Genomic DNA, 20,269 nt, shown 5'->3' with positions numbered 1-20,269 from the left:
GGCAGGCGAGTGGGGGTCCACGACATGGCGGGCAGACGAACGGAGACCAGCGACGGCACGCTGGCGGATCTGGCGAAGGCGACCTCGGAACGGCTGCCGCGCATGCTGGACGACGTGGCGCGGCTGCTGAACGAGCACTGGCCGGACTACGCGGAGTTCATCGTCACCGAACGGGACGAGGTCCTGGTCTCCGCCAACATGTTCCTGCAGCGGCTGCTGCGGATGGCCAAATGGGACATCGCGGAGCTGTCCGGCATCACCGACCACGGCGCGGACCGGTTCGGCGAGCAGCCGCTGTTCGAGGAGATCGGGCGGGCGCAGTGGCAGCAGGGCCGCGATCTGACGAGCCTGCTGTCGGCCTACCAGATCGGCGCGCGGGTGGCGTGGCACCACGTCGCCGAGGTCGCGCTCGAGGTCGGTGTCCCCTCCGACATGTTCGCCTCGCTGGCCGAGGCGGTGTTCATCTTCGTGGACCAGCTGTCCTCGGCGTCGGCGCGCGGTTACGTGCTGGAGCAGTCCGAATCCGCCGCGATGCGGGAGCGGTTGCGCGACGAGCTGGCGGACATGCTGCTGTCCGACCGATCCGATTCCGCCGCGATCCGCGCCGCCGCGGCCAGGGTGGACTGGCCGCTGCCGCGGCAGGCGGCGGTCGTCCTGGTGGAGCCGGACAATCCGGTCGGCAGCGCTCTGCTGGGGCGGCTCGGGAACTCGTCGCTGCACGTCCGGCGGCAGCGGCTGGTCTGCGCCATCGTGCCCGATCCGGACGGACCGCAGCGGCGGGAGCGGCTGGCGTCGGCGTTGCGCGGCGCGGGCGCGGTGGTCGGGCACGCCGTGCCGCTGGAACGCCTGCCGGCCAGCATGCACGTCGCCGAGCTGGCCGCGCAGCTGCGCCGCACGCACGTGCTGGAGGACGATCCGGTGTTCGTGGACGAGCACCTGGACTCGATCATCGTGCACCGCGACGCGAAGCTCTTCGACGCGATGCGCCACCAGTGTCTCGCTCCGCTGGCGCACCTCGGGCCGGTGACGCGCAAGCGGTTGTGCGAGACGCTCGCCTGCTGGCTGCGGCACCTCGGCGACCGCCGCGCCATGGCGGAGGAACTGCACATACACCCGCAAACGGTGCGCTACCGGATGGCCCAGTTGCGCGAGCTGTTCGGCGAGAGCCTGGACGATCCGGACAACCGCCGCCGCCTCACCCTCGCGCTCGCCTGGGGCACTTCGGACCCCGGCGACGTGTGACGCGTCAGTCCAGTTCCGCCAGCACCACGCGGAATTCGGCGAGGAAGCCGTCCACGCTGTCCACCAGCGCCGCGTCCACGGTGGCGCTCATGGAGAACGATCCGTACCACCCCAGCACGCCGATGGTGAACGGGGTGCCCGGCGCGAGCGGAATGATGGCGAACGCCGTGCGCAGCGGGAAGTCGCCGAAGTCCACCTGCCACGCGGCACCGGGCATGTTGGACACGGTGCCGTTGAAGAACCGTTCGTTGTAGACGGTCCGGGCGAACCAGCGGTGGAAGAACGCCGGCATCAGCCCGGCCAGCGTGTGCTGCACGAACCGGGACGCGATGACCCTCGTGCCGGTGCGCAACCGCTTGGTGGCCTTGGCGATCCGCTTCAGGCGCTCGGCTTCGGGCATGTCCCCCAGCGGGATGTCCACCATGACCGCGGCGGTGACGTTGCCCTCCGCGCCGGGCCGCGGCTCGGCGGCCATCAGCGTGACCGAGGTCAGCATCGACTCCGGCAGCGGCGCCACCGCGACCCGCCGCAGCGCGCCGGCCACCCCGCCCAGCAGCAGGTCGGTGACCCGCACGCGGTGCTTGCGCGCCAGCTCGCGCACGTCGTCGAGCGGGATCTGCAGAGTGGCGTAGCGACGGTCCGGCGGGTCGCCCGCGGGCAGCCGCGTCTTGGGGCGCCCGTCGGTGGCCAGCTGCGCCAGGCCGACGGCGCCCGCGGCGGCCTTCTGCAGGGCGTTGGGCCGCTTGGTTTCGTTGAGCCCCTCGAGCAGGCTGGGCGAGTCGAACAGCTCCAGCATCAGGCTGATCGTGCCGATGCCGTCCGCCACCGCGTGGTGCACCAGCGAAATCACCGCCGCGGTGTTCTCCTCCACACCGCGCACGACGGCGAACCGCCACAGCGGCCGGTCCCGCGGCAGCGGCTCGCACTGGAACCGCGCGACGAGCTTGTGCAGCTCCCCCATGCCACCGGGCGTGCCGTCCGGGCGGGTCAGGTCGAAGTCGGGGACGTGCCAGTCCCAGTCGATGTCCGGGTGCGGCACCCAGTGCTGGCGGCGCCAGGGCGAGTAGTCCGACAGGCGCTGCGCGTAGCGGGGCATCGCGGGCAGTTTGTCGCGGATGGCCTGCTGCACCCACTCCCGGGTCGGCCCGGCGGGGTGGGCGGTGGTGTCGAGCATGATGAGCCCGCCGACGTGCTGCGGGTACGCCGGGGTCTCGACGTGCAGGAAGAACGTGTCGGAGGCGGACACCCGGTCGACCGGCCGGGCGACCTGCGCGAGCCAGGTGGCCGCGGCGATGAACACCACGGCGGCGGCCGCGTCGATCCAGTAGTGGTTGCCGGTGGCGATGATGACCGCGAACGTGATGGCGACGTGCACCGCGCTGACGATCTGCACGACCCAGCCGCCGCGGATGCGCGCGAGGACCACCGAGACCCACAGCGCCCACCCGACGTGCAGGGACGGCATCGCGGCCAGCTGGTTGGCCCCCTGGAGCATCGGCGAGCCCCAGGACAGGAACGTGTTCCCGAGCCGCACGGTGTCGACGAACCCGGCGCCGTCGAGCATCCGCGGCGGCGCGACCGGGTAGAGCCAGAAGCAGGCGAGCGCGAACAGGTTGAGCCAGACGAAGCTGTTGCGCACCGAGCGGTAGTGGACCGGGTGCCGGGCGTGCACCCAGATCAGCAGGATGATCGCGCTCGCGATGTAGGTGATCGCGTACTCGTAGTTGGCGAAGACGCGGATCCAGCCCTGCTCGGCGAGCCACAGGTTGACCGGGAGCTCGAAGTCCAGGTGCATCCAGCGTTCGAACGCCAGCAGCGCTTCGCCGTTGGCGTGCGCCCGCGGTTCGCGGCCCGGCAGCGGGAACGCCTCGACCAGCAGGTAGATCCCGAACAAGCCGAGCCCGAGCAGCAGTTCACCCCACCAGCCCGGACGCTGGACGGCCGCCGCGCGGGCGTCCGGGACCACCGGGGACCGTGAGGTGGAACCGACGGTGAGCACACCGTCATATACCACGCTTCGTGGCCGGAGCGCTCGCGCGAATCACCGCTCAACCGCGTAGTGCAGGTGGGTGACGCCCGGCGCCGGGACGACTTCGACGAGGCGGAGCCGCACGTGCGCGGGCAGTTCCCGGAAGTAGGGCCGTCCCGCGCCCAGCAGGACCGGGACCTGGTGGAGGACGATCTCGTCGACGAGGCCGGCCGCGAGCGCCGAGGTCACCACGCCACCGCCCATGAGGCCGACGTCCCGGCCGTCGGCGGCGTCGCGGGCCTGGGCGATCGCGTCCTCGATCCCGGTGGTGACGAGAGTTTGCCGGGTGCTGGTTTCCGCGGGCCGGTGGGTGAGGACGACGAGCCGCGCCTTCGGGTGCGGGCTGCCGCCGCCGAAGCGGTCGGAGTCCTCGTAGGTGGTGCGCCCGGCGACGATGGCGCCCACCCGGCCGGCGAGTGCGTCGAACACCCGGGCGCTGGGCTCGCTCAGCCGGAAGCCATCGAAGACGCCACTCGGGGTGTCGCCGTCGAAGTACCAGTCGAACAGCATCCCGCCGTCGCCGAGGCCGTGGCCGGGGCGCGGGTCGCGGCCGGTGATGAAGCCGTCGACGGAGACGGCGTGGGCGGCGATGACCTTGCTCATCTCGGCGCTCCTTACGGGGTTCCTTCAAGAGACTCCGACGGTAGCAGTCTGAGTTCCTTCAGGGAACCCCAATTGCTAGAGTCGGGTCCATGCAGCGGACGAACTTCGGCGGGATGGCGTGCTCGATCGCGCGCACGCTGGACGTCATCGGGGAGCCGTGGTCACCGCTGGTGCTGCGGGACGTGTGGGCGGGGATGACCCGGTTCGAGCAGATCCAGGCCGACCTGGGCATCTCGCGGAAGGTGCTGACCGAGCGGCTGAACCACCTGGTGGAGCGCGGGGTGCTGGAGCGACGGCCGTACGACCGGCGGCCGCGCTACGAGTACGTGCTGACGGAGCGGGGCGCGGAGCTCGTGGAGGTCCTGATGGCGATGGCGCACTGGGGCGACCGGTGGCTGGCGGGCGAGGCCGGACCGCCGGTGGTGTACCGGCACCGGACGTGCGGGTCGGTCAGCGGCGCCGGACTGCGCTGCGACCACTGCGGCGAGGCAATGCGCGCCCAGGACGTCGACCTGCTGCCCGGCCCCGGCGCGGCGGCTTGACCGGGTGCCGCCGGGCGGACCGTGGCCCGCACAGTGGGGGTGGGCGCGGGGCTGCCGCGAGGGGGCGCGGGGCTCGCACCCTGGAGCGCGGGGCTCGGCCGCGGGAGCGGGGAACGGGCCGCGGGCGTGGGGCGCGCGCGGACGTGGGCTCGCGCGCGGAGCGTGCGTGCGGGAACGCGGAACTCGCGGGCGGGAGCACGGCGCTCGGCACCCTGGAGCGCAGGGCTCGGCCGCAGGAGCGAGGAGCTGGCGCGGGGGCGTGGGTCTCGCGCGCGGCGCGTGCGTGCGGGAACCCGGAACTCGCGGGCGGGGGCACGGGGCTCGGCACCCTGGAGCGCAGGGCTCGGCCGCAGGAGCGGGGAGCTGGCGCGGGGGCGTGGGGCTCACGCGGGGGCGTGGGGCTCGCGCGGGGGCGTGGGGCTCGCGCGGGGGCGTGGGGCTCGCGCGCGGAGCGCGTGCGTGCGGGAACCCGGAACTCGCGGGCGGGGGCGTGGGGCTCGGCCGCTGGAGCGCGGGCTCTCGCGCGCGTGGCCCTCTCGCGCCGGTGGAGCTCGCGGTGGGAGCGTGCGCTCGCCGACAGGGGCGCCAGGCCTTGCCCGGGCATGCGGCTCGCCCACAGGGCGCGGGGCCTCTCGCCCGGCAACCTCGCCCGCGGGCGGGTGGGCCTCACCCACCCGAGCGCGCGGCTCTCGCGCACCGGCGCGGCTCGTCCGCGGGAGCGCCGAACTGCCCCCGAGCGGACGGCGGCGTCAGGCGGCAGCCGGTGCGGGGCTGTGGCGGCCGGCCAGCCGGAGCGTCACGCCGTCGCGGCGGAGTTTGCGCCATCCGTGGCCCACGCAGGCCGCGACGGTCAGCGCGGTGAGCAGCCCGCTGAGGATGCCGCGCGACATCAGGCCCGCCTCGACGCCCCAGTGCAGGAACCCGATGGTCATCGCGGCGTCGATGAGCCGCGAGCCGCCCCAGAGCAGTGCCACCTCGATGAACACGCGGTTCACCGTGCGGTGCTTGAACAGCTCCGCAGGCAGCCGCACGAAGTCCTTCGCCAGGCGCGCCGTGATGGGGCGCCCGATCATCGCGCTGCCGACGAAGATCAGGAACATCAGCACCGAGCCGACGGCCGGTTGCAGCACGTACACCACCGCACTGGACGTGACCAGCGCGAACGCCGCCCGTCCGACCAGCATCGCCGTGCAGAGCAGCAACGTGCGGGGCATGTCGCGCTTCATCAGGCGGCGCGCGCCGATCACGACGGCCGCCCAGCCGAGAACCGCGCACAGCGCGGGAACCAGGCCGACGAAATGCAACAACAACGCCAGCAGAACCGACGGGACGACGACCGTTTCCAGCAACAGGATCGCCGCATCCTTGATCGTTTTCCGCAGGTGCGGTATTTCGATCACCAAATGGCGGTCGCCGGACGACGCTCGGTGGTGCACGGGCTCCAGCCTCCAAGGGTCTGCCCTGGGTGCGCGGGGGCAGCGCACTCTCGACAGGCTCTGTAGGTTCCACCGCCCGCCGGGCCCGAAACCTACGCCGGATACCTGAATTAATCCTGAGCGAAGGAGTCCGAAGAACGGGACCGGGAGGGAACGGTTCCCGAGAATTTACCACTTCCGGGATAAACCCCGTGTTGGGCCGACCGGGTCGTCTCCGCCTGCACGCTCGGCGAGTGCGCGAGCCCGAACACGCCGAGGATCAACAACAGGGCCGCGCCGGCGGTCGCCGCGAGCGGGCCCGGCTCGGTCACCAGCGTCGCGTTGAACGCCAGTAGTCCCAGGAAATAGCTGGCCGCGGGGTTCACGATGGACATCACGGCGATCGCCGCGGACAGCGAACCCGACCCGTACGCCTGCTGCCCGAGCAGCAGCCCGGAGAAGGTCGACAGCGCCAGCACGTACCCCGGCCAGGTGAGCGCGGTGTGAGCGACACCCTCGTTCAACAGCAGGTCGGTGGTCACCTTCATCATGGCCGCGCTGATCGCGTAGCAGATGCCTGCCGCGGTGGCGATGAGCGCGCTGTGCAGCAGCGGGCCCCGGTTCTGGGCGACCTGCACGAGGGTGACGACGGTGGCCGCGGCGATCAGCACCGCGATCAGCAGGCGGCCCTGGTCCGGCGACCCGCCCAGCGGCGCGGTGCCCTCGACCGCGAGGAACACCACCACCCCGCCGGTGATGGCGAGCCCGGCCAGCCAGTCCCGCAGCGGCGGCCAGCGGCGGATCGCGGCCGAGGCCATCGGCAGCGCGAAGAGCAGTTCGGTGACCAGCAGCGGCTGCACGAGCGCGATCGACCCGAAGTGCAACGCGGCGGCCTGGCTGAAAAAGCCCAACAGGTTCGTGGCCCATCCCGCGAGCCACACCCTCTTGCGCAACAGCTTGCGGATCAGCCACAGTACGGGGACGCGATGTCGCGCGGCGCGCCCCTCGACGTCACTGTCGGCAACCTCGATCACCGCGCGTCGCTGCAGCGCGGCTGACGCCGCGAACAGGAACGCCGCGGCGAATCCGAGGAATACCGGGACTAACACGTCACTTGTCAGCGCTTCCAGTGGCGGAAAGATTCCGGGAACTCAGTCCGAACCCCCGAACCGGGCAGATAGTGCACGGTACACCGAGGGCACGGTCCCCCGCACCGCAATTGGCAATCTCAGCCAGCGCGGCACGTACTGCTCGGCCCGGTCCGCCGTGATCGCCGCCAGCACCGCCGCGGCCACCTTGTCCGCGGGCACCGGCCTGGGGCTGCGCCGCTGGTAGGGACGGCCGCGGCGGGCGAAGAACTCGGTGTCCACCACCCCGGGCACGACCACCCCGACCCGCACCCCGGTACCGGCCAGTTCCAGCCGCAAGCTCTCGGCGAAAACGTCCACCCCCGCCTTCGTCGCCGAGTACACCGACTCCCCCGCCACCCCGGCCCGGCCCGCGATGGATGTGACGAAGACCACCGCCGCCCTGGGCCGGTCGAGCAGGGCGGGCAACAGGGCACGGGTCAGTTCGACGGGTGCGGCGAAGTTCACGGAGAGCAACCGCCGCACGTCGGCACCGGACATGCCGGACACGGGGCCGGCGTAGCCCATCCCAGCGTTGTTGACGAGCACGTCCACCCGCCCGGCCCGCGCGGCGATCTCCTCCGCGGCGGCCTCGACCGCGCCGGGCTCGGCGAAGTCGGCGCGAACGGCGACGCCGCCGGTGCGCTCCGCGAGCGCGTCCAGCCGGTCGCCGTCACGCCCGTGCAGCACGAGGCGAGCACCTGCCTCGTGCAGCCGGAGCGCGGTGGCCGCCCCGATGCCCGACGAGGCGCCGGTGACCACCGCGACCGCTCCGCGGACGTCCATGGGTCAGCCTCCGATCCGGGCGGCGTTCCCGCCCGCCGAGCCCAGAGCCGCGAGGGACGAGCCCGGCTGCCTCCGGTCAGGCTCCCCCGCGGCTGCCACCGGACGTCAGCCGGCGACCTGGACCGCGTCGACGACGAAGACGAGCGTCTCGTTCGGCTTGATCGGGCCGTTGCCGCGGGCGCCGTAACCGAGGTCCGGCGGGATGACCAGCAGGCGGCGGCCGCCCTGCTTGATGCCTTCCAGCCCCTGGTCCCAGCCCGGGATGGCGGTGCCCTCGCCCAGCGCGAACGAGAACGGCGCCGAGCCGAACGAGTTCTGCTGGTCGACCTTGTCCGACCAGGTCACCAGGTCGTAGTCCATCTGCAGCGTGCTGCCCGCGTGGGCGGTGGCGCCGGTGCCCGGCTTCAGGTCCTTCGTCAGCAGCCTGGTCGGCGCGCTGCAGGTGTCCGGGATCGTGATCGTCGGCTTGGCGCCGAAGTCACCGGTCACGGTGATGTCGTCCGCGGTGCACTCGTGCGCGGCGCTGCCCGTGTCGTGCCCCGCCGAAGCGCTCGCGGACGCCCCCGCCGGCTCGGGAGCCGGGTAGGTCGGGCCGCCTCCGGGCGGGAAGGACGACGGTTCCTGGTCGGGCGCGCAGGCCCCGAGAGCGAGGGCGGCTGCCGCCGCGAGCACGATCTTGCCAGCGTTACGCATGGCGACACCTTAACCGGGCGTTGACGTCGGCCGTCCGGCGGAGTACAAGATGCCGAGCCGTTGCGTGGCACGGGTGTAGGCGACGTAGAGGTCGTTCCAGCCGCGCGGCGACTCCGCCACGATCTCCTCCGGCGCCAGCACCACGACACCGTCGAACTCGAGCCCCTTGGCCTCGGCGACGGTGAGCACCGACACCGCGTCGCCGTGACCGTCCAGTTCGGACCGGACCGCGCCCAGCCTGGCGGCCGGGACCAGCACCGCGACCGTGCCGCCGTCCGCGGCAGCCACCTCTTCGTCCACGATGGACGCCAGCGGGCGCTCGCCGAGCGGCGCGCCCCACGGCTCGACACCGGTTTCCCGCACCGACGTCGGCACCCGCAGGTCCGGGTCCACCTCGCGCAGCGCCTCGGCGGCGCGGTTCATGATCTCCACCGGGGTCCGGTAGTTGACGGTCAGCTCACGCAGCCGCCAGCGGTCCCCGACGTAGTGGCCGAGCATGTCCCGCCACGACGACGCCCCGCCCGGCGCGCCGGTCTGGGCGACGTCCCCGACGACGGTCATCGACCGGCTCGGGCAGCGGCGCATCAGCAGCCGCCAGTCCATCGCCGAGAGCTCCTGCGCCTCGTCGACGATGACGTGCCCGAACGTCCAGGTGCGGTCGCGGGCCGCGCGCTGCGCCGCGGTCAGGTGGCTGCTGCGTTCCTGCCGCTCGGCGAACAGCTCGGCGTCCAGGATGTCGGCGATGTTGATCTGGTCCTCGTCCAGGAGCTCCTCGTCCTGGTCCATGATGTCGAGCACACCTTCGGCGTAGGCGCGCTCCTCGCGCTCGCGCCGCTCGCGCGCGGCGCGCTCGGCCTCGTCGTCCTCGCCGAGCAGCTCGGCCAGCTCGTCGAGCAGCGGCACGTCGCCCGGCGTCCAGGGCGAGCGGGCCGGGCGCTTCAGCGCCGCGCGGTCGGCGTCGGAGAGCAGCCCCTCGGACGCGGACAACAGGCGATCCGGCTCGGCGAACAGGTCGCGCAGCAGCCGCTGCGGCGTGATCTTCGGCCACAGCTCGTCGATCGCGGCGGCGACGGTCTCGGATTCGGCGAGCTCCTTGCGGATCTCGACCCGGTCCCCCGCGTCCAGCACCGGCGCGTCGGCGTCTTCGCCCTCGGCGAGCGGGATGTCGGGGACCCCCTCGAAGAGGTCGACCTCCATGCGCACCGCGGCCCGCTCGGTCAGCGCGTCCAGCATCGCGTCGACGAAGACGCGGCGCGCCAGGTTGTGCGGGCGGCGGGTGCGCCGGGCCTTGGCGCGCGCCCGCTCGACGACGGCGCGGTCGAGCACCAGCACGTCGTCGTCGAAGGCGACCTCGAACCGCTCCTCCGGCACCCGCTGGCGGTCGGCGACGGCCCTGGTGAGCACGTCGACCATGGCCAGCCTGCCCTTGACCTCGGCGGCCGCGCGGCTGTCCGCGCCGCGCGCCCGGATGCCGGGGAACAGCTGCCCGATCGTGGACAGCAGCACCCCGGTCTCGCCCAGCGACGGCAGGACCTGGCCGATGTAGTGCAGGAACGTGCTGTTCGGCCCGACCACGAGCACGCCGCGGGAGGCGAGCTGCTGGCGGTAGGTGTAGAGGAGGTAGGCGGCCCGGTGCAGGGCCACGGCGGTCTTGCCGGTGCCCGGCCCGCCCTGGACCACGACGACGCCGCTGAGGTCGTCGCGGATGATGTCGTCCTGCTCTGCCTGGATGGTGGCGACGATGTCGCTCATCTCACCCGTGCGCTTGCGCTCCAGTGCGGCCAGCAGGGCGGCCTCGCCTGCCAGGCCCAGGTCGGCCTGCTGCCCGTCGACGGCGCGCAGGTCGAGGATCTCGTCGTCGAGGCCGACGACCTTGCGGCTCAGCGTGCGGATGTGCCTGCGGCGCCGCACGCCCTCCGGCGAGGCGGCGGTGGCCAGGTAGAACGGCCGCGCGGCCGGCGCGCGCCAGTCCAGCAGCAGCGGCTCGTAGTCGCCCTCCTCGTCGAACAGGCCGAGCCGCCCGATGTAGGCGGGCGCCTGTTCGTCGTGGAAGTCGAGCCTGCCGAAGCACAGGCCCTGCTCGACGGAGCCGAGCTGCGCGAGCCGCTCGTGGTGGAGGCTGCTGGCGGCGTCCCGCTCGGCGCTCTCCTGCGGGGTTTCGCCGTGCGAGCGCAGCGCCCGCTCCAGGCGCCGCTCGGCGGTGGTGCGCTCGGCGTCGAGCCTGCGGTAGAGCATGGACACGTAGTCCTGCTCGTGCTGAAGGTCGGTCGTGTTCTGGGGTTCCCGGTCCTCAGCCACGGACAAGAGCAACCTGCTTTCGGCATCGGGTGACAAGTCGGCCTGGAACCCAACGAAGGCGAGCGCCGGAAGATTCCCGGCCGCGCGTCAGAACGGCAGGCCGAGCGTGGGCAGACCGATCGCCGAGTCGACCGCGAGCGCGCAGAACAGGATCATCAGGTACGTGTTCGACCGGTGGAACAGTGCCATCGGCTTGGTCTCCACGCCGCGCTTGACGCCCGAGTAGAGGCGGTGCGCGTAGAAGAGGAACCAGGACCCGGCCAGCACCGCGAAGCTCGCGTACAGCCAGCTCGTCGCGGGCAGCAGGAGCAGCGTCCAGCCGACCATCACCCACGAGTAGATGAGGATCTGGCGGGCCACGTGCTCCGGCGTGGCGACCACCGGCAGCATCGGCACGCCGGCGCGCTCGTAGTCGTCGCGGTACTTCATGGCCAGCGCCCAGGTGTGCGGCGGCGTCCAGAAGAAGATGACGGCGAACATCACGAACGCGGGCCACTGCACCGTGCCGGTGACCGCGGCCCAGCCGATCACCACCGGCATGCAGCCCGCCGCGCCGCCCCACACCACGTTCTGCGCGGTGCGCCGCTTGAGCACCAGCGTGTACACGAAGATGTAGAACAGGATCGTCGCGATCGCCAGCACGGCGGCCAGCAGGTTCACCGTGAAGTACAGCATCGCGAACGAACCGGCGCCCAGCGCCAGCGCGAACACCAGCGCGTTGCGCCGCGGCACCGAGTCGCGGACCAGCGGGCGCCGCTTCGTCCGGTTCATCACCTTGTCGATGTCGGCGTCGATGACGCAGTTCAGCGCGTTCGCGCTGCCCGCCGCCATGGTGCCGCCGACCAGCGTCGCCAGGATCAGCCACGGCGACGGGATCGTGCGCGCGGCGAGGAACATCGCCGGGATGGTGGTGACCAGCAGCAGCTCGATGACCTGAGGCTTGGTCAGGGCGACGTAGGCGCCGACGATCCGGCTCACGCGCCGCAGACCACGCGGGCGCTCGCCTCCGGGGTCGACAGCGCTGGTGCTGTCACTGCGCCCGTGCGCAGCGTTCACCAACGACAATTCCGCTCCCTGAGTCAGATTCGGGGGCACCGGGGCAGCCCGGCACCGCAACCGATCGTAATCGCCGGGTTCGCACCCCGCGCGCACCGGGGTGGGCCAGCCGCGTGTGTCGGCCCCGGAGGCGCCGGGTACCCGACCTACTAGGCTGGCGCCGGGGGTTGCGCTTGTGGTCGTGCGCACGCCCGCTAGCAGGAATATCGTCTCTTCGGGATCGATTGAGATGAGTGGAGCCTGCGCGCGCGAAGACCCCCACGAACAGAAGAGTTGCCACCGAGAAGGACGGGGAGTTCGAGTTCAGTGTCCGATATCGCCTCCATCAGCGAGAACAACCCACTGCTGCGGCGGAACCTGCCCGCCGACTGGACCGACCTCGACACCCGTGCGGTCGACACCGTCCGGGTGCTGGCCGCCGACGCGGTCGAGAACTGCGGCAGCGGTCACCCCGGCACCGCGATGAGCCTGGCGCCGGTGGCGTACTCGCTCTTCCAGCGGATCATGCGCCACGACCCGAGCGACCCGGAGTGGCCGGCGCGTGACCGGTTCGTCCTGTCCGCCGGGCACTCCAGCCTGACGCTCTACATCCAGCTGTACCTCGCCGGCTACGGCCTCGAACTCGAGGACCTCAAGCAGCTGCGCAAGTGGGGCTCGCAGACCCCGGGCCACCCGGAGTACCAGCACACCAAGGGCGTGGAGACCACCACCGGCCCGCTCGGCCAGGGCCTGGCCAACGCGGTCGGCATGGCGATGGCCGCCCGCCGCGAGCGCGGCCTGCTCGACCCGGACGCCGCGCCCGGCGAGAGCATCTTCGACCACCACATCTTCGTGATCGCCTCCGACGGCGACATCGAGGAGGGCGTGACCTCCGAGGCGTCGTCCATCGCGGGCCGCCAGGAGCTGGGCAACCTGGTCGTCATCTACGACGACAACAAGATCTCGATCGAGGACGACACCAACATCGCGCTGTCCGAGGACACCGCGAAGCGGTACGAGGCCTACGGCTGGCACGTCCAGGTCGTCGAGGGCGGCGAGGACGTCGTCGCGATCGAGGAGGCCATCGCGGCCGCCAAGGCGGAGACCACCCGCCCGTCGTTCATCCTGCTGCGCACCGTGATCGGCTACCCGGCGCCGAACAAGATGAACACCGGCAAGGCGCACGGCGCCGCGCTGGGCGCCGAGGAGGTCGCCGCGGTCAAGGAGATCCTCGGCTTCGACCCGGAGCGCAGCTTCCAGGTCGACGACGAGGTGATCGCGCACACGCGCAAGGCACTGGACCGCGGCAAGCAGGAGCGCGCCGCGTGGCAGGAGCGCTTCGACGCGTGGGCCGCCGCCAACCCGGAGCGCAAGAAGCTCGCCGACCGGCTGGCCACCCGCGACCTGCCCGAGGGCTGGGCCGAGAAGCTGCCGAGCTGGGAGCCCGACGCCAAGGGCATCGCGACCCGCAAGGCCTCCGGCGAGGTGCTCAACGCGCTGGCCGACGTGCTGCCGGAGCTGTGGGGCGGTTCGGCCGACCTGGCCGAGAGCAACAACACCACCATGAAGGGCGCCGACTCGTTCGGCCCGGAGAAGGCCTCCACCGGCATGTGGCAGGCCAACCCCTACGGCCGCACGCTGCACTTCGGTGTCCGCGAGCACGCCATGGGCTCGATCCTCAACGGCATCGCGCTGCACGGCGGCACCCGGCCCTACGGCGCCACCTTCCTGGTGTTCAGCGACTACATGCGCCCGCCGGTGCGGCTGGCCGCGCTGATGCACGCGCCGGTCATCTACGTGTGGACGCACGACTCGATCGGCCTCGGCGAGGACGGCCCGACGCACCAGCCGATCGAGCACCTGGCCTCGCTGCGCGCCATCCCGGGCCTGAACGTGGTCCGGCCCGCGGACGCCAACGAGACCGCGGGCGCGTGGAAGGCCGCGCTGGAGGACAAGCGCCACCCGTCGGGCCTGGCGCTGACCCGCCAGAACGTCCCGGTGCTCGAGGGCACCGCGGCGGACAAGGTCGCCAAGGGCGCCTACGTGCTCGCCGACGCCTCCTCCGGCACTCCGGAGGTCGTGTTGATGGCGACCGGTTCGGAGGTCCAGCTGGCCGTCGAGGCCCGCAAGACGCTCGAGGCCGACGGCGTGCCCACCCGGGTCGTGTCGGTGCCGTGCGTCGAGTGGTTCGAGGCGCAGGACGAGGCGTACCGCGAGTCGGTCCTGCCCAGCGGGGTGAAGGCCCGCGTGTCGGTCGAGGCCGGCATCGCGCAGCCGTGGTACCGCTGGGTCGGCGACGCCGGTGAGATCGTCTCGATCGAGCACTTCGGGGCCTCGGCCGACTACCAGACCCTGTTCCGCGAGTTCGGGTTCACCGCCGACGCCGTGGTCGACGCCGCGCGCCGCTCGCTCGCCAAGACCAAGAACTCCTGAATCACCGCAAAGGGGATGAAGTCATGAGCGACAACCTTGCTCAGCTGACGCAGGCCGGCGTGTCCATCTGGCTCGACGACCTGTCGCGCGAACGGCTGAACTCCGGCAACCTGGCCGAGCTCATCCGCGACCGTCACGTGACCGGCGTGACCACCAACCCGACGATCTTCGCCAACGCGCTGGCCGACGGCGAGTCCTACGACGCCCAGGTCCGCGAGCTGGCCGCCCGCGGCGCGGACGTCCACGCCGCCGTCCGCGAGCTGACCACCACCGACGTGCGCAACGCCGCGGACCTGTTCCGCGACGTCTACACCCGCACGAACGGGGTGGACGGCCGCGTGTCGATCGAGGTCGACCCGCGCCTGGCCCGCGACGCCGACAAGACGGCCGCCGAGGCGCAGGACCTGTGGAAGACCGTCGACCGGCCGAACATCCTCGTGAAGATCCCGGCCACCGAGGAGGGCCTGCCCGCGATCACCAAGACCCTGGCCGAGGGCATCAGCGTCAACGTCACGCTGATCTTCTCGGTCGAGCGCTACCGCAAGGTGATCGAGGCGTTCTTCGCCGGGCTGGAGCAGGCCAAGGCCAACGGCCACGACCTCGCGACGATCGAGTCGGTCGCCTCGTTCTTCGTGTCCCGGGTGGACAGCGAGATCGACAAGCGGCTGGACGCGATCGGCACCGACGAGGCCAAGGCGCTGCGCGGCGAGGCCGCCATCGCCAACGCCCGCCTCGCCTTCGCCGCCTACGAGGAGCTGTTCGCCACCGACCGCTGGCAGGCGCTGGCCGCCGCCGGCGCCCGGCCGCAGCGCCCGCTGTGGGCCTCCACGGGCGTGAAGGACCCGTCCTACTCGGACACCCGCTACGTCGACCAGCTCGTCGTGGCCGGCACGGTCAACACCATGCCGGAGAAGACGCTGCTCGCCGCCGCCGACCACGCCAAGGTCGAGGGCGACAAGGTCACCGGCACCGGCGCGCAGGCGCAGGAGGTGTTCGACAAGCTCGCCGCGGTGGGCATCGACATCCCCGACGTCTTCCGCACGCTGGAGGACGAGGGCGTGGAGAAGTTCGACAAGTCCTGGGCCGAGCTGCTGGAGACCGTCACCGGGCAGCTCGAGAAGGCGAAGGGCTGACGCCGTGGTGGGGGAAGAGCTGACCGTCACGATCAGCGACGAGGAGCTGGCCGCGCAAGCGGCCCCGCTGGTCGACGAGCTCGTCGCCGACCAGGTCGCGTCCAAGGTCGCGGCGCAGGACCCCACCCTGTGGGGCGCCGACGCCGAGTCCGAGGCCTCGATCCGGCTGTCCTGGACCACGCTGCACAAGTCGTCGCGCCCGCTGATCGGCGAGATCGAGGCGCTGCGCGAGGAGCTGCGGAGCGAAGGCGTCGACCGGATCGTCCTGGCCGGCATGGGCGGCTCGTCGCTCGCGCCGGAGGTCATCGCGGCCACCGAGAACGTCGCGCTGACCGTGCTGGACACCACCGACCCCGGCCAGGTCGCCGACGCGCTCGCCGGCGACCTCCAGCGCACGGTGCTGGTGGTGTCGTCGAAGTCCGGCGGCACGGTGGAGACCGACAGCCACCGCCGGATCTTCGCGAAGGCGTTCGCGGACAACGGGATCGACGCGGCGCGGCGGATCGTCGTTGTCACCGACCCCGGTTCGCCGCTGTCGGAGCTGGCCGAAAAGGAGGGGTACCGCAAGGTGTTCCTCGCCGACCCGCACGTCGGCGGGCGCTATTCGGCGCTCACCGCGTTCGGGCTGGTGCCGGCCGGGCTGGCCGGGGCGGACATCGCCCGGCTGCTCGACCAGGCCGCGGCCGCCGCGCAGGTCCTCGGCGCCGACAGCGCGGACAACCCGGCGGTCAAGCTGGCCGCCGCGTGGGGCGCCGCGCACAACGCCGGCGCGGAGAAGGTCGTGCTGGCCGACACCGGCTCCGGCATCACCGGCTTCGCCGACTGGGCGGAGCAGCTGATCGCGGAGTCCACCGGCAAGCTCGGTACCGGCCTGCTGCCGGTCGCCGTGGACGGCCCGGCCGCGCCCGGCTTCGCCGACGCCGGCGCCGACGCGACCCCGGTCGCGATCGGCCCGGTGACCGGCGCCGCCAAGGTGGCCACCACCGGCTCGCTCGGCGCGCAGTTCCTGCTGTGGGAGTTCGCCACCGCGATCGCCGGGCGGCTGCTGAAGATCAACCCGTTCGACCAGCCGGACGTGGAGGCCGCGAAGAAGGCCGCCCGCTCGCTGCTGGACGACCCGTCGAAGCTGACCGGCGGCGAGACGCCGACCGCGGTGGACGACGCGGTGGAGATCTTCGCCCCGGCCGGGGTCTCGGGCGACAGCTCCCTGTCCGACGTGCTGCGGGAGTTCCTGGCGACCGCGCCGGAGGGCGGCTACCTCGCGGTGCAGGCCTACCTGGACCGGCTCGACGACGCCTCGGCGGCGCTGCTGCGTCCCGAGCTGGCGAAGCGGACCGGGCTGCAGACCACCTTCGGGTGGGGGCCGCGGTTCCTGCATTCGACCGGCCAGTACCACAAGGGCGGTCACCAGAACGGCATCTTCCTGCAGATCACCGGCGCGAACGAGGACGACCTCGACGTGCCGGACCGGCCCTACACCCTGGGCCAGCTGCAGCACGCGCAGGCGCTCGGCGACGGCCAGGTGCTGACCGAGCGCGGACGTCCGGTGCTGCGGCTGCACCTGACCGACCGGGCCGCGGGCCTGGCTGAGCTCATGCGCGCGGTACAGGAGGCTGAGTGAGCACGAAGGGGTGGAGCAACCCGCTGCGGGATCCCCGCGACAAGCGGCTGCCGAGGATCGCCGGGCCGTCCAGCCTGGTGATCTTCGGCGTCACCGGTGACCTCTCCCGCAAGAAGCTGATGCCGGCGATCTACGACCTGGCCAACCGCGGGCTGCTGCCCGCCGGGTTCTCGCTGGTCGGCTTCGCGCGGCGGGACTGGGAGAACGAGGACTTCGGGCAGCTCGTGCACGACGCGGTCGCCGAGCACGCCCGGACCCCGTTCCGCGAGTCGGTGTGGAACCGGCTCGCCGAGGGCATCCGGTTCGTGCAGGGCACGTTCGACGACGACGACGCGTTCGACCGGCTCGCCCAGACCGTGCGCGAGCTGGACGCCGAGCGCGGCACCGGTGGCAACACCGCGTTCTACCTGTCGATCCCGCCCAGCGCGTTCCCGGTGGTGACCAAGCAGCTGGCCCGTTCGGGCCTGGCGCAGTCCGACGACGAGTCGTGGCGCCGCGTGGTGATCGAAAAGCCGTTCGGCCACGACCTGGCCAGCGCCAAGGAGCTCAACGCGATCGTCAACGACGTCTTCCCCGAGGAGTCGGTGTTCCGCATCGACCACTACCTCGGCAAGGAGACGGTCCAGAACATCCTCGCGCTGCGCTTCGCGAACCAGCTGTTCGAGCCGATCTGGAACGCCAACTACGTCGACCACGTGCAGATCACCATGGCCGAGGACATCGGCCTCGGCGGTCGCGCCGGGTACTACGACGGCATCGGCGCGGCGCGGGACGTGATCCAGAACCACCTCCTCCAGCTGCTCGCGTTCACCGCGATGGAGGAGCCGCTGTCGTTCGAGCCGCGGGCGCTGCGGGCGGAGAAGATCAAGGTCCTGCGGGCCACCAAGCCGATGCAGCCGTTCGCCGAGACGACGGCGCGCGGCCAGTACACCGGCGGCTGGCAGGGCGGCAAGAAGGTGCCGGGCCTGCTGCAGGAGGCCGGGTTCGCCAAGGACTCGACCACCGAGACCTACGCCGCGGTGTCGCTGGAGGTGCAGAACCGCCGCTGGGCCGGGGTGCCGTTCTACCTGCGCACCGGCAAGCGGCTGGGCCGCCGCGTCACCGAGATCGCCGTCGTGTTCAAGCGGGCGCCGCACCTGCCGTTCGACTACACCTCGACGGAGGAGCTGGGGCAGAACGCCCTGGTGATCCGGGTGCAGCCGGACGAGGGCGTGACGCTGCGGTTCGGCTCGAAGGTGCCGGGCACCACGATGGAGGTCCGCGACGTCACGATGGACTTCGGCTACGGGCACGCGTTCACCGAGTCCTCGCCGGAGGCCTACGAGCGGCTGATCCTTGACGTGCTGCTCGGCGAGCCGTCGCTGTTCCCGGTCAACGAAGAGGTCGAGCTGTCCTGGCAGATCCTCGACCCGATCCTGGAGTTCTGGGCCAAGAACGGCGCTCCGGAGCCCTACGCCCCGGGCACCTGGGGCCCCGACACGGCCGACGAGGTCCTGGAGCGCAGCGGCCGGAACTGGAGGCGCCCGTGATCATCGACCTGCCTTCGACCACGACCTCGCAGGTCAACCGCAAGATGGTCGAGTTGCGCGAGCGCGGTGGCGCCGTCGCGCTGGGCCGGGTGCTGACGCTGGTGATCGTCGACGACGACGGCGAGCACCTGGAGGAGCACATCGACGCGGCCAACGAGGCCAGCCGCGAGCACCCGTGCCGGGTGATCGTGCTGGCCCGCGGGTCGCGCACGGCCGCGGCCCGCATCGACGCGCAGATCCGCGTCGGCGGCGACGCCGGCGCGAGCGAGGTCATCATCCTGCGGCTGTACGGGCCGCTCGCGTCGCAGGGCCAGAGCGCGGTGATCCCGCTGCTGCTGCCCGACGCGCCGATCGTGGCGTGGTGGCCCAGCTCCGGCCCGAAGGTGCCGGCGCAGGACCCGATCGGTGAGCTGGCGCAACGCCGCATCACCGACTCGGCGGCGGAGCGCAACCCGATAAGGGCCCTGGCGGCGCGCCGGAAGGCGTACGTGCCGGGCGACACGGACCTGGCCTGGACGCGGCTGACCAACTGGCGCGCCCAGCTGGTCGCGGCGCTGGACCTGCCGCCGTACGAGAAGGTCACCGGCGCCACGGTGACCGGTGAGGCCGACTCGCCGTCGACGGAGCTGCTCGCCGGCTGGCTCGCCGAATACCTGAAGGTGCCGGTGCGCCGGGTCAAGACGACCACGGCGCAGGGCATCGTGTCAGTGGAGCTGGAGCGCCGGTCGGGCGCGATCGCGCTGCACCGGCCGGACGGCAAGGTGGGCACGCTCATGCAGCCGGGCCAGCCGACGCGGCGGATCGCGCTGCACCGGCGCAACACCAAGGACTGCCTGATCGAGGAGCTGCGGCGGCTCGACCCGGACGAGGTGTTCGAGGCGTCGCTGCAGGGCCTGGACAAGCTGGCCTCGGGTTCGGCGGGCGCCGCCAAGAAGAAGGCGCCCGCGAAGAAGCCGGCGAAGTCGGCGAAGGCGAGCGCGTGATGGCCTCTTCCGAAGTGGTGGTCTACGCCAACGGCGAGCTGCTGGCGGCCGCCGCGGCAGCCCGGCTGGTGACGCGGCTGGTGGACCTGCAGGCCGCGAAGGGTTCGGCGTCGCTGGTGCTGACCGGCGGCGGCACCGGGATCGCGGTGCTGGAGCAGCTGCGCCGCTCCCCCGCCCGGGACGCGGTGGACTGGTCGCGGCTGGACCTCTACTGGGGCGACGAGCGGTTCGTGCCCGCGGACGACGACGAGCGCAACGAGAAGCAGGCCCGCGAGGCGCTGCTGGACCACGTGCGCGTCGATCCGAAGCGGGTGCACGCGATGGCGGCCTCGGACGGCGAGTTCGGCGACGACGTGGACGCGGCCGCGGCGGCGTACGCGCAGGTGCTGGCGGACAACGCGCGGCCGGAGGACCACGGCGACGTGCCGCAGTTCGACATCTGCCTGCTGGGTCTCGGCGGCGAGGGGCACACCGCGTCGGTGTTCCCCGAGTCGCCGGCGGTGTACGAGACGGAGCGGTCGGTGGTCGCGGTGCGCAACTGCCCGAAGCCGCCGCCGACCCGCGTGTCGCTGACGCTGCCCGCGATCCGGCGGTCGCACGACGTCTGGCTGATGACGACGGGTGAGGCGAAGGCCGACGCCGTCGCGCTGGCCCTGTCCGGCGCGGGCGAGGTGCAGGTGCCCGTGGCGGGCGCCCGCGGCCAGCGGCGGACGCTGTGGCTGCTGGACCGCACGGCGGCGAGCAAGCTGTCGAACGTGTACCAGCCGCCCACGGCGTGATCTGAGCCAGAAACGAAGGCC

Annotated in this window: 16 protein-coding genes; 8 read left to right on the top strand and 8 right to left on the bottom strand. The window is 72.3% G+C overall.

Translation table 11 applies throughout. The features are described from left to right. Positions 1–24: 24 nt before the first annotated feature. On the top strand, positions 25–1,242 hold the full coding sequence (locus ABZ215_RS24075) for a PucR family transcriptional regulator (protein WP_235716248.1): 1,218 nt from the start codon (positions 25–27) through the stop codon (positions 1,240–1,242). A gap of 4 nt (positions 1,243–1,246) precedes the next feature. Here ABZ215_RS24075 and ABZ215_RS24070 read toward each other — a convergent pair whose 3' ends face one another. Both ABZ215_RS24070 and ABZ215_RS24065 read right to left on the bottom strand, forming a co-directional pair. Further along, positions 1,247–3,208 carry a phosphatase PAP2 family protein gene (locus tag ABZ215_RS24070; RefSeq protein WP_354951745.1) on the bottom strand — a complete coding sequence of 654 codons (1,962 nt, stop codon included), beginning with the start codon at positions 3,206–3,208 and terminating at the stop codon, positions 1,247–1,249. 75 nt (positions 3,209–3,283) lie between these two features. Next, positions 3,284–3,874 carry a dihydrofolate reductase family protein gene (locus tag ABZ215_RS24065; RefSeq protein ID WP_354951743.1) on the bottom strand — a complete coding sequence of 197 codons (591 nt, stop codon included), beginning with the start codon at positions 3,872–3,874 and terminating at the stop codon, positions 3,284–3,286. Positions 3,875–3,963: 89 nt separating this feature from the next. Here ABZ215_RS24065 and ABZ215_RS24060 point away from each other — a divergent pair, with 89 nt between their 5' ends. Beyond that, positions 3,964–4,416, top strand: a complete 453-nt coding sequence (locus ABZ215_RS24060; RefSeq protein ID WP_020421283.1) for a helix-turn-helix domain-containing protein — start codon at positions 3,964–3,966, stop codon at positions 4,414–4,416. 749 nt (positions 4,417–5,165) lie between these two features. On the opposite strand, the gene ABZ215_RS24055 is transcribed toward ABZ215_RS24060, so the two are convergent. The 6 genes from ABZ215_RS24055 to ABZ215_RS24030 all read right to left on the bottom strand — a co-directional run bounded on the left by ABZ215_RS24055 (position 5,166) and on the right by ABZ215_RS24030 (position 11,800). After that, a complete protein-coding gene (locus ABZ215_RS24055) occupies positions 5,166–5,852 on the bottom strand; it encodes a hypothetical protein (RefSeq protein WP_027936334.1) in 687 nt (228 codons plus the stop codon). Between the two features lie 110 nt (positions 5,853–5,962). Further along, entirely contained in the window at positions 5,963–6,940 is a 978-nt protein-coding gene (locus ABZ215_RS24050) for a DMT family transporter (protein ID WP_020421285.1), read from the bottom strand. A gap of 42 nt (positions 6,941–6,982) precedes the next feature. Beyond that, a complete protein-coding gene (locus ABZ215_RS24045; protein ID WP_020421286.1) occupies positions 6,983–7,744 on the bottom strand; it encodes an SDR family NAD(P)-dependent oxidoreductase in 762 nt (253 codons plus the stop codon). Positions 7,745–7,849: 105 nt separating this feature from the next. Beyond that, complete coding sequence (locus ABZ215_RS24040; protein ID WP_020421287.1) at positions 7,850–8,437, bottom strand: FKBP-type peptidyl-prolyl cis-trans isomerase; 588 nt, start codon at positions 8,435–8,437, stop codon at positions 7,850–7,852. A gap of 9 nt (positions 8,438–8,446) precedes the next feature. After that, positions 8,447–10,735: an AAA family ATPase gene (locus ABZ215_RS24035; RefSeq protein ID WP_354712003.1), complete on the bottom strand. Its 2,289-nt coding sequence runs from the start codon at positions 10,733–10,735 to the stop codon at positions 8,447–8,449. Positions 10,736–10,822: 87 nt separating this feature from the next. Beyond that, on the bottom strand, positions 10,823–11,800 hold the full coding sequence (locus tag ABZ215_RS24030; protein ID WP_027936336.1) for a heme o synthase: 978 nt from the start codon (positions 11,798–11,800) through the stop codon (positions 10,823–10,825). 297 nt (positions 11,801–12,097) lie between these two features. Here ABZ215_RS24030 and tkt point away from each other — a divergent pair, with 297 nt between their 5' ends. Genes tkt through pgl form a run of 6 tightly spaced genes read left to right on the top strand, consistent with a single transcriptional unit; the run spans position 12,098 to position 20,248 of the window. After that, positions 12,098–14,203: a transketolase gene (gene tkt / locus ABZ215_RS24025; RefSeq protein ID WP_020421290.1), complete on the top strand. Its 2,106-nt coding sequence runs from the start codon at positions 12,098–12,100 to the stop codon at positions 14,201–14,203. Between the two features lie 23 nt (positions 14,204–14,226). Next, positions 14,227–15,336 carry a transaldolase gene (gene tal, locus ABZ215_RS24020; RefSeq protein WP_020421291.1) on the top strand — a complete coding sequence of 370 codons (1,110 nt, stop codon included), beginning with the start codon at positions 14,227–14,229 and terminating at the stop codon, positions 15,334–15,336. Between the two features lie 4 nt (positions 15,337–15,340). After that, complete coding sequence (locus ABZ215_RS24015) at positions 15,341–16,957, top strand: glucose-6-phosphate isomerase (RefSeq protein WP_354951739.1); 1,617 nt, start codon at positions 15,341–15,343, stop codon at positions 16,955–16,957. Continuing rightward, on the top strand, positions 16,954–18,486 hold the full coding sequence (gene zwf / locus ABZ215_RS24010) for a glucose-6-phosphate dehydrogenase (RefSeq protein WP_020421293.1): 1,533 nt from the start codon (positions 16,954–16,956) through the stop codon (positions 18,484–18,486). The genes ABZ215_RS24015 and zwf overlap by 4 nt, the downstream gene beginning before the upstream one ends. Then, a complete protein-coding gene (gene opcA / locus ABZ215_RS24005; protein WP_020421294.1) occupies positions 18,483–19,469 on the top strand; it encodes a glucose-6-phosphate dehydrogenase assembly protein OpcA in 987 nt (328 codons plus the stop codon). Before zwf ends, opcA begins: the two co-directional genes overlap by 4 nt. Next, entirely contained in the window at positions 19,469–20,248 is a 780-nt protein-coding gene (gene pgl / locus ABZ215_RS24000) for a 6-phosphogluconolactonase (protein WP_354951737.1), read from the top strand. The genes opcA and pgl overlap by 1 nt, the downstream gene beginning before the upstream one ends. The last annotated feature ends 21 nt before the right edge of the window (positions 20,249–20,269 follow it).

This window comes from Amycolatopsis sp. NPDC006131, from assembly GCF_040614175.1.
GTDB classification, from domain to species: Bacteria; Actinomycetota; Actinomycetes; order Mycobacteriales; family Pseudonocardiaceae; genus Amycolatopsis_E; species Amycolatopsis_E tucumanensis.
The sequence above is the reverse complement of the archived record's forward strand: the minus strand, read 5'-3'. Positions and strand labels throughout refer to the sequence as shown.